Origin of the sequence: Streptomyces sp. NPDC057136 (assembly GCF_042670885.1) — a bacterium.
In the GTDB taxonomy this organism is placed as follows: domain Bacteria; phylum Actinomycetota; class Actinomycetes; order Streptomycetales; family Streptomycetaceae; genus Streptomyces.
This window is the reverse complement of sequence record NZ_JBHUUV010000032.1, coordinates 14,903-27,639: the sequence shown is the minus strand read 5'-3', so window position 1 is coordinate 27,639 and position 12,737 is coordinate 14,903. Positions and strand designations below refer to the sequence as shown.

Here is a 12,737-nt window from a genome sequence, read left to right as displayed (position 1 = left end):
CGGACGCGGCATCCCGTACTCCGGTATGACGTGGTCGGACGGGTTCGCTCCTAGGGTGGGCGGGCCATGTCCACTTCACCCGCCGGGCCGCCGCCGCCCGCCGACGGCCTGCTGAGCGCCGCCCGCCGCAATCTGCGCGAGCTCGCCCACGGGCTGTCCCACGCGTCCCATCCGCCCACCCCGCTCTTCGCCGACGCCCCGAAACTGTGGCAGCGGCTGCTTCCGTACGGTGTCGTCATCGCCCTGGCGGCCACCTTCGTCCCCGTTACGATCGCCGTCCTGACCTCGCAGTACGGGGTGGGCGGCGGGGTGGCGGGTGCGCTCGCCGTCGCGCAGGCCGCGCCGCTGCTGATGCTGGCGCACCGGCCTCTGCAGGCCTGGTGGATCATCTTCCCGGCCGACATCGTGGGCGCCCTGATCCTGCTGGCCGAACCGGTCGAGAAGTACGACATCTGGCCGTGGACCCCGCCGGTCATCGTCGGCTACCTCTTCGTCCTGCTGGCGCTGGGCCTGCGCGAGACCCGCAGGACCGTGATCAGCGTGTGGCTGGCGACCGGCGCCGCGGGGCTGGCCCTGCACCTGGTCGATCCCGAGCGCAGCAACGGCAGCGCGCTCCTCCTGTTCATCCTCGGTGCGGTGGTGCTGGTGATCGGGGCAGCCGTACGGGAACGGGGCGAGGCCCAGCGGCGGCTCGTCGAGCAGGAGACCATCAGCGAGGCCGAGCGGGCGCAGCGCACGCTCCTGGAGGAGCGGACCCGGATCGCCCGCGAGCTGCACGACGTGGTCGCGCACCATATGTCGGTGATCACGGTCCAGGCGGACTCCGCCCCGTACCGGATCAGCGGGCTCTCCGAGGAGGCGCGCGAGGAGTTCGGTTCCATCGCGGCGAGTGCCCGGGAGTCGCTGACCGAGATGCGGCGGCTGCTCTCGGTGCTGCGCAGCGACGGTACGGAGGGCGAGCGGGCACCGCAGCCCGGGATCGGGCAGGTGCAGACGCTGGTGGAGGCGACGGTACGGGCGGGGCTGCCCGCCGAACTGTCGCTGGCCACGGAGGTGATGGAGGCGGCCGGGCGCGGGGACGTACCGCAGGCGGTGGAGCTTTCGGCGTACCGCATCGTGCAGGAGGCGCTGGCGAACGTGGTCCGGCATGCGCCGGGGGCGCGGACCCGGGTGTCGGTCACCTCGGGGGACGGTCATCTGACGGTGGTGGTCGTCAACGACCGGGCCGAACGGCCCGGTTCGCCGCTGGAGACGAGCGGGACGGGACACGGGCTGGTCGGTATGCGTGAGCGCGTACGGTTGACCGGCGGCACGCTGGACACCGGTCCGCTGCCGGACGGCGGGTTCCGGGTGGCCGCACGGCTCCCCCTGGACGCGCCCCCGACCTCGGAGGACTCGTGACCATCCGCGTGATCATCGTCGACGACCAGGCCATGGTGCGCGCGGGGTTCGCGGCGCTGCTGGCGGCGCAGAGCGACATCGATGTGGTGGGCGAGGCACCGGACGGGCGGCAGGCGATCGAGGTCAGCCGCCATCAGCATCCCGATGTGGTGCTGATGGATGTCCGGATGCCCGAGATGGACGGGCTGGCGGCGGCCCGCGAGCTGCTGAACCCGCCCGTGGGCGTGATCCACCGGCCGAAGGTGCTGATGCTCACCACCTTCGACGTGGACGACTACGTGTACGAGGCGCTGCGCGCCGGCGCGTCCGGCTTCCTGCTGAAGGACGCACCGCCCGCCGACCTGATCGCGGCGGTACGGGTGGTGGCGGCGGGGGACGCGCTGCTGGCCCCGTCGGTGACCCGGCGGCTGATCGCGGACTTCGCGGCGCAGCGGCCGTCCGGTACCGCCCGCAGCGGCCCCGCGCTCCGGCTGAACGGGCTCACACCGCGTGAGACGGAGGTGCTGGAGCTGATCGCCCGGGGGCTGTCCAACCAGGAGATCGCGAAGCGGCTGGTGCTGGCCGAGCAGACGGTGAAGACGCACATCGGGCGGGTGCTGGCCAAGCTGGATCTGCGGGACCGGGCGCAGGCCGTGATCTTCGCGTACGAGTCGGGGCTGGTGGCTCCGGGGAGCTGACCCGCCCCCGTACCCCGTACACCCCGTACCCCGTACACCCCCTACCCCGGTATCACTTCGCACTTGGCTCCGTGGTGTGACGCCCTCGCACCCACCCTCTTCCTACCTTCCTCTCCGTCACGCCGAACGGCGTGCACCAGCCGGAGGGGGAGGGCGAGATGCGCCGTTACGCGAGGACCCTGGTCGCGGTCGCACTGGCGACCACCGTGGTGGCCGGGAGCGCGGGCTGGGTGTCGGGGGACGCCCAGCACGCCCTGACCGGGCCGCCGCCGGGAAGCGCCGCCTGGAGTGCGGACGGTGTCCTGGGGCGGAAGCTGCCCGATCCGGCCGAGGCGACGCCCGCCGAAGTCGGGCGGTTCTTCCGGGGGCTGACCGGCGCCGAGCGGCAGAAGCTGGTGAACCGGCACCCGTTGGTGGTCGGCAACCTCGACGGGGCACCCGTGGAGCTGCGCTACCGGGCCAACGCCCTTGCCCTGAAGGCCGGTCACGACCCCCGGTACACCCACCTCCAGGGCGACGACCGGCAGATCCTCGCCTTCGACCCCCGGGGCCGAGGCCAAGTGGCCGAGGTCTTCGGTGACTTGAGGTCGGCGCGGCGGGTGTCCGTGGTGGTGCCGGGCTCGGACATCGACGCGGGGACCTTCGACCGTACGCACGATGTGTACGGCACTCCGTCGGGCATGGCGAAGTCGCTGTACGCCGAGACCGGGCCGGGCAGCGCGGTGATCGCCTGGGCCGGATACACCACCCCCGTCGGTGTGGGCATCGACGCCGCGAGCGGCAGGCTCGCGGAGGCCGGGGCCGGGCGGCTGACCCGTTTCGCCGACGGACTCGCCGCCGACTCCCTGCCCGCGCCTGCCGTGTTCTGCCACAGCTACGGCTCCGTGGTGTGCGGCCTGGCCGCGCCCCGGCTCCGGGCCACGGATCTGGTCGTCCTCGGCTCCCCCGGTATGCGTGCCGACTCCGTCGGCGAGCTGCACACCGGCGCCCGGGTCTGGGCCGCCAAGGACGCCACCGACTGGATCGACGACGTACCGAACGTCGAGGTCGCCGGTCTGGGGCACGGCACCGACCCCACCGATCCGGAGTTCGGCGCCCGCCCCGTACCCACGAAGGGCGCCCAGGGGCACACCGGTTACTTCGCGCCGGGGACGGACTCGCTCCGCTCGTTCGCCGCCATCGCCTCCCTCACCGAAGGGGTGGCCCGATGAGCGTCAAGCAGCTCGCGGCGCGGATCGACGCCCGTACCCCCTCCCACCGCGACCGCGCGATCGACGGCCTGCGCGCCCTGGCCCTGCTGGCCGTCCCGGCCGGGCACTGGCTGCTCGGTGGCTTCACGCTCGACAGCGGGGGCGCCCTGCACAACGCGAGCCCGCTCGCCGCGTTCGGTTTCTTCGCCCCGCTGAGCTGGGTGCTCCAGATGCTCGGCATCTTCTTCCTGGTGGGCGGATACGCCTCCGTGCTCTCGTACCGCCGCCGGAAGTCCACGACCGGCGCCTGGCTGCGCGGCCGACTGGTCCGACTGAGCCGGCCGGTGTTCGGGGTGACCGCCGTCTGGGCGGCGATGATCCCCGTGCTGTACGCGCTCGGGGTACCCGGCGACACCCTGCACACGGCGTCGACGCTGGTGATCCAGCCGCTCTGGTTCGTCGGGGTGTACACCGTGGTCACGGCCCTCACCCCGTACTGCGTACGCCTGGCGAAGAAGCTCGGCGGCTGGGCCGCGGCACCGCTGCTCGCCTCGGTCGCCGTCGTGGACTTCCTGCGGTACGGGCCGTACGCGGACGCCGTGCCGTCCTGGCTGAGCCTGCTGAACATCGTGCCGGGCTGGCTCTTCGCGTATCAGCTCGGGGTGTCCTGGGGTGAGGGGCGGATCGGGAAGCGCGGCGCCCGGCTGCTGCTCGTCGGCGGAGGCGTCCTGTTCGCCGTGCTGCTGTTCGCCTTCCACTACCCGGCCTCCATGGTCGGCGTACCGGGCGAGGCGCGCACCAACTCGCATCCGCCGTCCCTGCTGGTCCTCGCGCTGGCGGCGGCACAGAGCGGGGCGGCGATCCTCCTTCGGGACCGGATCGCCCGGTTCCTGCGCAGGCCGCTGGTGTGGGCGCCGGTCGTCGTCATCAACCTCTCCGCGATGACGATCCTGTGCTGGCACCAGACGGCGATGCTGGCCGCGGCCGTACCGGCCTCGTTCGCCGGTGCGCTGCCGGGGCTGACGACCGGTCCGGACACGCTGGGCTGGATTCTGGCCCGGCTGGCGTGGATGCCGGTATTCGCGGGGCTGCTGGTGCTGATCGCGCGGTACGCGCGACGGTTCGAGGCGCCGTGGCAGACGGGCACGCGTGCCGCGCATGTCCACCGGGCGGTGGCGGGGGCGCTTGCGGCGGGGTTCGCGGTCTTCGCACTGCGGCTCGCGTGAGGCGCCGGCAGGTCCGGGGGCACCCCGGTCCTCAATCGCCGGACGGGCTTGATGTGGCCGACCCACCAAGCCCGTCCGGCAATTGAGGACAGCCCGTCCGGCTTGAGGACGAGCGAGCCGCAGCCCCCTACTCTCGCGCCGCCGACGTGCTGCTCATGTCCGGGTAGCGGTCCCCCGCCACCTGCCCGGCGATCGGCTCCAGCAGAGCCAGCTCCTCCCCCGTCAGCGTCAGCCGCGTCGCGCCCACGTTCTCCAGCAGGCGGCTCCGCTTACGGGTCCCCGGGATCGGCACCACGGCCAGCCCGTACACCTCCGCGCGCTGCTGCACCCAGGCGAGGGCCACCTGCGCGGCCGTCGCCCCGTGCGCCGCGGCGATCTTGTGCACGGGCTCCAGAAGGGCCGCGTTCGTCTTCGCGTTCTCGCCGGTGAAGCGCGGCTGGAACTTCCGGAAGTCGTTCGCCGCCAGCTCCTTGCCCGCGTCCGCGAACGCCCCGGTCAGGAAGCCACGGCCGAGCGGCGAGTACGGCACGAACGTCACCCCGAGCTCGACCGCGGCACCCACCGCGCTGTGCTCCACGTCCCGGCTGAACAGCGACCACTCCGACTGGAGGGCGGCGATCGGGTGCACGGAGTGTGCCTCGCGGAGTTCGGCGCCGGTCACCTCGCTCAGCCCGAGCTGCTTGACCTTGCCCTGCTGGACCAGTTCGGCCATGGCGCCGACCGACTCGGCCAGCGGCACGATGGGGTCCCGCCTGTGCATGTAGTACAGGTCGATGACCTCGGTGTTCAGCCTGCGCAGGCTGGCCTCGACGGCCTGCTGAATGTAGGCCGGGTCGTTGCGGATACCGCGGTAGTGCGGGTCGTCGGTCCGCTCTATGGCGAACTTGGTGGCCACCGTGATCTGATCACGGTGCGCCCCGACGAAGGGCGCGAGGAACTCCTCGTTGGCGCCGCGCCCGTAGACGTCGGCGGTGTCGAAGAGGGTGACGCCCGCCTCCAGCGCCGCTTCCAGGGTGTCGCGGGCAGCGGCCTCGTCGGTGTCGCCGTAGAACTCGCTCATGCCCATGCAGCCGAGTCCCTGCACGCCGATCCGAGGACCGTCACTGCCGAGCCGCACCGTGGCGATCTTGTTGTCAGACATCAGACACCTGGCCTTTCCGGCGCCCGTCGGGCGCTTGCATAGAATTCGATCTTGAAGTCGAGTACGGCAAGAGTGTCCTGGAGCTCCGCGATCCGCGTCCGTACATCGCGGCGGGTCGCCTCAAGCAGCTCCTGCCGGGCCTCGAACGTGTGCTCGCCCTCGCGCAGCAGCTCCGCGTACCGGACCATGTCGGCGACCGGCATCCCGGTCAGCCTGAGCTTGCCGACGAAGCCCAGCCAGTCCAGGTCCCGGTTGGTGAACCGGCGCTGACCGGTGTGCGAACGGTCGACGTGCGACATCAGCCCGATCCGCTCGTACCACCGCAGGGTGTGTGCCGTGAGGCCGGTGAAGGCGGCGACCTCGCTGATCGTGTAGCGGTCCTGACCCTCGGGTCGCGGGTACGCCCGTGGGGGCGCAGCGCAGACAGCCGTCCCTTCGGAAGTGCTCTCCATCACCGTCATGCCCTCCACGCTAGAACCTTGGAGTGCACTCGAAGCAAGCACAATCGGCTGCGTGTTTCGGACTAGGCTCACCATCATGCAGAGCCTGGAGATGATCGACAACTGGCCCGCCCCCACCGTCGCGGCAGCCGTCGTACGGGCGGACGGCACCGTACTCGGTACGCGCGGTCCGGTCGCACACCGCTTCCCGCTCGCCTCCGTCACCAAGCCCCTCGCGGCGTACGCGGCGCTGGTGGCGTACGAGGAGGGGGCCGTCGAGCTGGACGAACCGGCCGGACCCGAGGGTTCCACCGTGCGGCACCTGCTCGCACACACCAGCGGCCTCGCCTTCGACGAGCACCGCGTGACGGCCCCGCCCGGCACCCGCCGGCTCTACTCGAACGCGGGCTTCGAGGTGCTCGGGGACCACATCGCGAAGGCGACGGACATCCCGTTCTCCGAGTACGTGCACCAGGCCGTCCTGGAGCCGCTGGGCATGACGTCGACCACCCTGGACGGCTCGCCCGCCCGGGACGGCGTCTCGACCGTAGAGGACCTGATGCGGTTCGCCGCGGAGGTACAGGCACCCCGGCTTCTGGACCCGCGCACGGTGCTGGACGCACAGACCGTCGTCCACCCCGGCCTCAAGGGTGTGCTGCCGGGCTACGGCCACCAGAACCCCAACGACTGGGGGCTCGGCTTCGAGATCCGCGACTCCAAGTCGCCCCACTGGACGGGCGGTTCCTCGTCCCCGGCGACCTTCGGGCACTTCGGCCAGTCCGGTACGTTCCTGTGGATCGACCCGGTGGCGGGAGCGGCCTGCGTCGCGCTCACCGACCGGGCCTTCGGACCGTGGGCCGCCGAGGTGTGGCCGCCGTTCACGGACGCGGTGCTCGCGGAGCTGGCGGGGCGGTGAGCGGACGGCTCCCGGCCGTCAGGCGGCGCCGAGCTCCCAGAGGAGCAGCTGGGCGGGCGTGACGGCGAGTACGTCGAGGCCCTCCGAGCCCGTGATCCGCGCCGAGTCGCCGGGGCCCAGATCCTCGCCCCCGATCCGTACGTCGCCGTTCACCACGTGCACGTACACCCCCACCGCGTCCGGCACCGCGGTGCGCTCCCCCTCGGCCAGCCTGCGGACGTGGAGCATGGCACCGGCCGCTGGGAGGGCGTACGGGGTGGAGTCGGCGATGCCGGGGACGACCGTGTACGAGGGTTCGCCGCCCGGGGACAGGGGCGCCAGCCACATCTGAAGGAACGTCAGCGGGTGCTCGCCGTCGTTGCGTTCGATGTGGCGGACGCCGGCTGCCGCGCTGAGGTGCTGGAGGTCACCGGCCCCGACGAGGGTGGCGTGGCCCGCCGAGTCGCGGTGGGTCAGCTCGCCCTCCACGACCCAGGTGACGATCTCGGTGTGGCTGTGCGGATGCTCGTCGAAGCCCGCACCCGGGGCGAGACGCTCCTCGTTGCAGGCCAGGACGGGCCCGAAGCGCAGATTGCCGGGGTCGTAGAAGCGCCCGAAGGAAAAGGCGTGCAGTGTCTCGATGCCCGCGGATACTCCCGGGGCCGGGTCCCCGCCGCGGAAGCGGTCGCCGGAGCGGCGTACGTCCATCACGTGCACACGCTAACCCCGCCGGGCCGGTGACCGCAGCGGTCCCGGACGCCCCGCCCCTCCGTTCCGGTGCCCCGATAAGGCAGTCTTGTGTCCGTGCCCCGACCCGATCCTGAGCAGCCCGCTGCGAACAAAGCCCATCTGCATGCCGCGACGCTGAAGCGGCTGGAGCAGTCCTCCGGCCGGCTGGCCGCGAACGCGATCGCCCGCATGGACGAGACGCTGCCGTGGTACCGGGCGATGCCACCGGAGAACCGGTCCTGGATCGGCCTGGTCGCCCAGGCGGGTATCGCGGCCTTCACCGAGTGGTTCCGGCATCCGGAGGCCCCGCAGGCCATCTCCACCGATGTGTTCGGCACGGCCCCGCGCGAGCTGACCAGGGCGATCACCCTGCGGCAGACCGTCGAGATGGTGCGGACGACGATCGAGGTCATGGAGACCGCGATCGAGGAGGTCGCGGCACCCGGCGACGAATCGGTCCTTCGTGAGGCACTGCTCGTCTACGCCCGGGAGATCGCCTTCGCGACCGCCCAGGTGTACGCGCAGGCCGCGGAGGCGCGGGGCGCGTGGGACGCCCGGCTGGAATCGCTGGTGGTCAACGCGGTGCTGTCCGGCGAGGCCGACGAGGGTGCCGTGTCCCGGGCCGCGGCGCTGGGCTGGAGCTCCCCCGAGCACGTCTGCGTGGTGCTCGGCACCGCGCCCGACGGCGACAGCGAGCTGACGGTCGAGGCGATCCGCCGGGCCGCCCGGCACGCGAAGCTCCAGGTCCTCACCGGGGTGCTCGGCAACCGGCTGGTCGTCATCGCGGGCGGCAGCGACAACCCCCTGCATGTCGCCAAGGCTCTGATCGGCCCCTATGCGGCCGGTCCTGTCGTCGCCGGGCCCGTGGTGCCCGACCTGCTGGCGGCCACCCGGTCCGCACAGGCGGCGGCAGCGGGGCTCAAGGCGTGTTCTGCCTGGCAGGACGCGCCGCGTCCCGTACTCTCGGACGATCTTCTTCCGGAACGCGCCATGGCGGGAGACCCTGCCGCGCGGGACCAGCTGGTGGAGGAGATCTACAGACCGCTCGAAGAAGCGGGATCGGCCCTCCTGGAGACGCTGAGTGTGTATCTGGAACAGGCGAGCAGCCTCGAAGGCGCCGCCCGGATGCTGTTCGTGCACCCCAACACCGTGCGCTACCGGCTACGACGTGTGACCGACGTCACCGGCTGGTCGCCGTCCGATGTGCGGTCCGCGTTCACGCTCCGGATCGCCCTGATCCTGGGGCGCTTGGCCGCCGGAGATCCTCAGTCCTAGACTTTTGTCGGACTTCAACAATTCCCCCGACGGTTCTTCGTCCCTGTCCCCACGGGTGCCCGGGACCGTCCACAAGAGAGAGTGTGAGGGTGCTCGTACTCGTCGCTCCCGGCCAAGGCGCTCAGACGCCCGGCTTCCTGACTCCCTGGCTCGACCTCCCCGGTGCCACCGACCGCATCGCGGCCTGGTCCGACGCCATCGGGCTCGACCTTGCCCACTACGGCACGAAGGCCGACGCGGACGAGATCCGTGACACGGCGGTGGCTCAGCCGCTGCTCGTCGCCGCGGGCCTCCTGTCGGCTGCGGCACTCGACGCCTCGCCCGGTGTCGTCGCCGGTCACAGCGTCGGTGAGATCACCGCCGCCGCCCTCGCCGGTGTCATCGGCGACGAGGCCGCGCTCCGTCTCGTACGCACCCGCGGGCTCGGCATGGCCGAGGCCGCCGCGGTCACCGAGACCGGCATGGCCGCGCTCCTCGGCGGCGACACCGACGTAACGGTCCCGCACCTGGAGAAGCTGGGTCTGACCCCGGCCAACGTCAACGGTGGCGGCCAGATCGTCGCCGCGGGCACCGCCGCGCAGATCGCCGCACTGGTCGAGGACATGCCCGAAGGCGTACGCCGTGTCGTGCCGCTCAAGGTGGCCGGCGCGTTCCACACGCACCACATGGCTCCGGCCGTGGAGAAGCTGCGGGTGGCCGCCGTGGACCTGACCGTCGCCGACCCGGCCGTGACGTACGTATCGAACGCCGACGGCAAGACGGTCGCCACCGGCAGCGAGATCATCGCCCGGCTGGTCGGCCAGGTCGCCAACCCGGTCCGCTGGGACCTGTGCATGGAGACGTTCCAGCAGCTCGGTGTCACGGCACTGATCGAGGTCTGCCCCGGCGGCACCCTCACCGGTCTCGCCAAGCGTGCGCTGCCCGGTGTGAAGACCCTGGCGCTCAAGACCCCCGACGACCTCGACGCGGCCCGCGCGCTCATGCTTGAGCACGCAGGCGCCTAAGGAGCCCGAGAGCATGTCGAAGATCAAGCCCAGCAAGGGCGCCCCGTACGCACGCATCATGGGTGTCGGTGGCTACCGCCCGACCCGTGTCGTGCCCAACGAGGTGATCCTCGAGACGATCGACTCGTCCGACGAGTGGATTCGTTCGCGCTCCGGCATCGCCTCCCGGCACTGGGCATCCGACGAGGAGACTGTGTCCGCGATGTCCGTCGAGGCGTCGGGCAAGGCGATCGCCGATGCCGGGATCACGCCCGAGCAGATCGGCGGAGTGATCGTCTCCACCGTCTCGCACTTCAAGCAGACCCCGGCCGTCGCGACCGAGATCGCCCACAAGATCGGCGCGGGCAAGCCCGCAGCCTTCGACATCTCCGCCGGCTGCGCGGGCTTCGGCTACGGCCTGACGCTCGCCAAGGGCATGATCGTCGAGGGCTCGGCGGAGTACGTGCTCGTCATCGGCGTCGAGCGGCTGAGTGACCTCACCGACCTGGAAGACCGCGCGACGGCCTTCCTGTTCGGCGACGGCGCCGGCGCGGTCGTCGTCGGCCCCTCGAAGGAACCGGCCATGGGCCCGACCGTCTGGGGCTCCGAGGGCGACAAGTCCGACACGATCAAGCAGACCGTGCCGTGGGACGAATTCCACGCCGAGCGTCCGGAGAAGTTCCCCGCCATCACGCAGGAGGGCCAGGCGGTCTTCCGCTGGGCCGTCTTCGAGATGGCGAAGATCGCCCAGCAGGCGCTGGAGGCGGCCGGGATCACTGCGGACGACCTGGATGTCTTCATTCCGCACCAGGCCAACATGCGGATCATCGACTCGATGGTGAAGACCCTGAAGCTGCCGGAGCACGTCACGGTCGCCCGTGACGTGGAGACCACCGGCAATACGTCCGCCGCCTCGATTCCGCTCGCAATGGAGCGGCTCCTGGCGACCGGTCAGGCGAAGAGCGGCGACACCGCGCTCGTCATCGGCTTCGGGGCGGGTCTCGTCTACGCCGCGACGGTCGTTACCCTCCCCTAGTCACACCGGACCTTCCGGTCCGTACGCCAGAACCCCGCAGAAAACCACCGAAGGAGCGCCACATGGCCGCCACTCAGGAAGAGATCGTCACCGGTCTCGCCGAGATCGTCAACGAGATCGCCGGTATCCCGGTCGAGGACGTCCAGCTGGACAAGTCCTTCACCGACGACCTGGACGTCGACTCGCTGTCCATGGTCGAGGTCGTCGTCGCCGCCGAAGAGCGCTTCGACGTCAAGATCCCGGACGAGGACGTCAAGAACCTCAAGACCGTCGGCGACGCTGCCGGCTACATCCTGAAGAACCAGGGCTGATCCAGCCCAGGTTCGTGTGTCGCCACCCGGCGGTGGCGCCGCTGATTCACGACCCTCTACACGTGGAGAAGATTTTCCAGTGAGCCCGACCAATCGCACCGTGGTCGTCACCGGTATCGGCGCAACCACTCCGCTGGGTGGCGACACCGCATCGACCTGGGAAGGTCTGATGGCAGGCCGTTCCGGCGTCAAGCCCCTCGAGGGCGAGCGCTTCGCAGAACTGCCCGTCCGGATCGCCGCCCTCGCGGCCGTCGACCCGGGCGATGTCCTGCCCCGCCCGCTCGCCCGCAAGCTGGACCGCTCGGCGCAGTTCGCGCTGATCGCGGCCCGTGAGGCGTGGGCCGACGCGGGTTACACCGGCAAGGCCGGTGAGGACGAGAAGATCCGCCCCGAGCGGCTCGGTTCGGTCATCGCCTCCGGTATCGGTGGCGTGACCACCCTGCTCGACCAGTACGACGTGCTGAAGGAGAAGGGCGTACGCCGCGTCTCCCCGCACACCGTTCCCATGCTCATGCCCAACGGCCCGGCGGCCAACGTCGGCCTGGAGGTCAACGCCCAGGCCGGTGTCCACACCCCGGTGTCCGCCTGCGCGTCGGGTGCCGAGGCCATCGGGTACGCCGTCGAGATGATCCGCACCGGCCGTGCCGATGTGGTCATCGCCGGTGGCACCGAAGCGGCCATCCACCCGCTGCCGATCGCGGCGTTCGCCAACATGATGGCGATGTCCAAGAGCAACGACGAGCCCGAGAAGGCCTCACGCCCGTACGACACGGCCCGTGACGGCTTCGTCCTCGGCGAGGGCGCGGGCGTCGTCGTCCTGGAGTCCGCGGAGCACGCTGCCGCGCGTGGCGCCAGGGTCTACTGCGAGGTGGTGGGCCAGGGTCTGTCCGCGGACTCGCACCACATCGCCCAGCCCGAGCCCACGGGCCGGGGGATCGCCACGGCGATGCAGAATCTGCTCGACGCGACGGACCTCAAGCCGGCCGAGATCGTGCACCTCAACGCGCACGCCACGTCGACCCCGCAGGGTGACGTCGCCGAGATCAAGGCCCTTCGCAAGGTCCTGGGCGACGACCTCGACCATGTCGCGATCTCCGCGACGAAGTCGATGACGGGTCACCTGCTGGGTGGCGCGGGCGGCATCGAGACCGTTGCCACGGTTCTGGCGCTGTACAACCGGATGGCACCGCCGACCATCAACGTCGAGAACCTCGACGTTGCGGTGGAGGCGGACGTCGTCCGCGACGAGCCGCGAGCGCTGCCGGAGGGGCCGATCGCCGCGATCAACAACTCGTTCGGGTTCGGTGGCCACAACGTGGTGCTGGCGTTCCGTTCGGCCTGATCGCGCGTCGCACGAACGCTACGAGGCCCGCCTCCCCGGTCAGGGGAGGCGGGCCTCGTGCGCTGCAACCTGGGGCTCCGCCCCAGACCGG

The 12,737-nt window shown here is 71.3% G+C and carries 13 protein-coding genes; 10 read left to right on the top strand and 3 right to left on the bottom strand.

What is annotated here, in order from left to right; all coding sequences use genetic code 11:
- Positions 1-66: 66 nt before the first annotated feature.
- From ACFT7S_RS29615 to ACFT7S_RS29600, 4 genes are all read left to right on the top strand, one after another.
- Complete coding sequence (locus ACFT7S_RS29615; protein ID WP_382737113.1) at positions 67-1,401, top strand: sensor histidine kinase; 1,335 nt, start codon at positions 67-69, stop codon at positions 1,399-1,401.
- A complete protein-coding gene (locus ACFT7S_RS29610) occupies positions 1,398-2,078 on the top strand; it encodes a response regulator (protein ID WP_382737111.1) in 681 nt (226 codons plus the stop codon). Before ACFT7S_RS29615 ends, ACFT7S_RS29610 begins: the two co-directional genes overlap by 4 nt.
- Before the next feature lie 158 nt (positions 2,079-2,236).
- Positions 2,237-3,289 (top strand): alpha/beta hydrolase, encoded by a 1,053-nt coding sequence (locus ACFT7S_RS29605; RefSeq protein ID WP_382737227.1) that lies wholly within the window; start codon positions 2,237-2,239, stop codon positions 3,287-3,289.
- Positions 3,286-4,494: an acyltransferase gene (locus ACFT7S_RS29600; protein WP_382737109.1), complete on the top strand. Its 1,209-nt coding sequence runs from the start codon at positions 3,286-3,288 to the stop codon at positions 4,492-4,494. The genes ACFT7S_RS29605 and ACFT7S_RS29600 overlap by 4 nt, the downstream gene beginning before the upstream one ends.
- 127 nt (positions 4,495-4,621) lie before the next feature.
- Here ACFT7S_RS29600 and ACFT7S_RS29595 read toward each other — a convergent pair whose 3' ends face one another.
- Positions 4,622-5,635, bottom strand: coding sequence for an aldo/keto reductase (locus ACFT7S_RS29595; protein ID WP_382737107.1), 1,014 nt, complete (start codon positions 5,633-5,635; stop codon positions 4,622-4,624).
- Complete coding sequence (locus tag ACFT7S_RS29590; protein ID WP_382737105.1) at positions 5,635-6,096, bottom strand: MerR family transcriptional regulator; 462 nt, start codon at positions 6,094-6,096, stop codon at positions 5,635-5,637. The genes ACFT7S_RS29595 and ACFT7S_RS29590 overlap by 1 nt, the downstream gene beginning before the upstream one ends.
- Before the next feature lie 76 nt (positions 6,097-6,172).
- On the opposite strand from ACFT7S_RS29590, the gene ACFT7S_RS29585 reads away from it, so the two are divergent.
- Positions 6,173-6,991, top strand: coding sequence for a serine hydrolase domain-containing protein (locus ACFT7S_RS29585; protein WP_382737103.1), 819 nt, complete (start codon positions 6,173-6,175; stop codon positions 6,989-6,991).
- An 18-nt stretch (positions 6,992-7,009) separates the two neighbouring features.
- Here ACFT7S_RS29585 and ACFT7S_RS29580 read toward each other — a convergent pair whose 3' ends face one another.
- Positions 7,010-7,681: a pirin family protein gene (locus tag ACFT7S_RS29580; RefSeq protein ID WP_382737101.1), complete on the bottom strand. Its 672-nt coding sequence runs from the start codon at positions 7,679-7,681 to the stop codon at positions 7,010-7,012.
- A gap of 93 nt (positions 7,682-7,774) precedes the next feature.
- On the opposite strand from ACFT7S_RS29580, the gene ACFT7S_RS29575 reads away from it, so the two are divergent.
- From ACFT7S_RS29575 to fabF, 5 genes are all read left to right on the top strand, one after another.
- Positions 7,775-8,974 carry a PucR family transcriptional regulator gene (locus ACFT7S_RS29575; protein ID WP_382737099.1) on the top strand — a complete coding sequence of 400 codons (1,200 nt, stop codon included), beginning with the start codon at positions 7,775-7,777 and terminating at the stop codon, positions 8,972-8,974.
- 89 nt (positions 8,975-9,063) lie between these two features.
- Positions 9,064-9,978: an ACP S-malonyltransferase gene (locus tag ACFT7S_RS29570; RefSeq protein ID WP_382737097.1), complete on the top strand. Its 915-nt coding sequence runs from the start codon at positions 9,064-9,066 to the stop codon at positions 9,976-9,978.
- A gap of 13 nt (positions 9,979-9,991) precedes the next feature.
- The gene (locus ACFT7S_RS29565) at positions 9,992-10,993 is read left to right on the top strand and encodes a ketoacyl-ACP synthase III (RefSeq protein ID WP_382737095.1); all 1,002 of its coding nucleotides are present in this window, start codon (positions 9,992-9,994) and stop codon (positions 10,991-10,993) included.
- A 62-nt stretch (positions 10,994-11,055) separates the two neighbouring features.
- The gene (locus tag ACFT7S_RS29560) at positions 11,056-11,304 is read left to right on the top strand and encodes an acyl carrier protein (protein WP_185301100.1); all 249 of its coding nucleotides are present in this window, start codon (positions 11,056-11,058) and stop codon (positions 11,302-11,304) included.
- A 79-nt stretch (positions 11,305-11,383) separates the two neighbouring features.
- Positions 11,384-12,646, top strand: coding sequence for a beta-ketoacyl-ACP synthase II (fabF, locus tag ACFT7S_RS29555; RefSeq protein WP_382737093.1), 1,263 nt, complete (start codon positions 11,384-11,386; stop codon positions 12,644-12,646).
- Positions 12,647-12,737 lie beyond the last annotated feature (91 nt).

Excerpts from the sequence above, each read along its gene's own strand:
- ACFT7S_RS29605 (WP_382737227.1), top strand. The coding sequence starts at position 2,237 with ATGCGCCGTTACGCGAGGACCCTGGTCGCGGTCGCACTGGCGACCACC.
- ACFT7S_RS29595 (WP_382737107.1), bottom strand. The coding sequence starts at position 5,635 with ATGTCTGACAACAAGATCGCCACGGTGCGGCTCGGCAGTGACGGTCCT.
- ACFT7S_RS29585 (WP_382737103.1), top strand. The coding sequence starts at position 6,173 with ATGCAGAGCCTGGAGATGATCGACAACTGGCCCGCCCCCACCGTCGCG.
- ACFT7S_RS29565 (WP_382737095.1), top strand. The coding sequence starts at position 9,992 with ATGTCGAAGATCAAGCCCAGCAAGGGCGCCCCGTACGCACGCATCATG.
- ACFT7S_RS29590 (WP_382737105.1), bottom strand. The coding sequence starts at position 6,096 with ATGACGGTGATGGAGAGCACTTCCGAAGGGACGGCTGTCTGCGCTGCG.
- ACFT7S_RS29615 (WP_382737113.1), top strand. The coding sequence starts at position 67 with ATGTCCACTTCACCCGCCGGGCCGCCGCCGCCCGCCGACGGCCTGCTG.
- ACFT7S_RS29560 (WP_185301100.1), top strand. The coding sequence starts at position 11,056 with ATGGCCGCCACTCAGGAAGAGATCGTCACCGGTCTCGCCGAGATCGTC.
- ACFT7S_RS29600 (WP_382737109.1), top strand. The coding sequence starts at position 3,286 with ATGAGCGTCAAGCAGCTCGCGGCGCGGATCGACGCCCGTACCCCCTCC.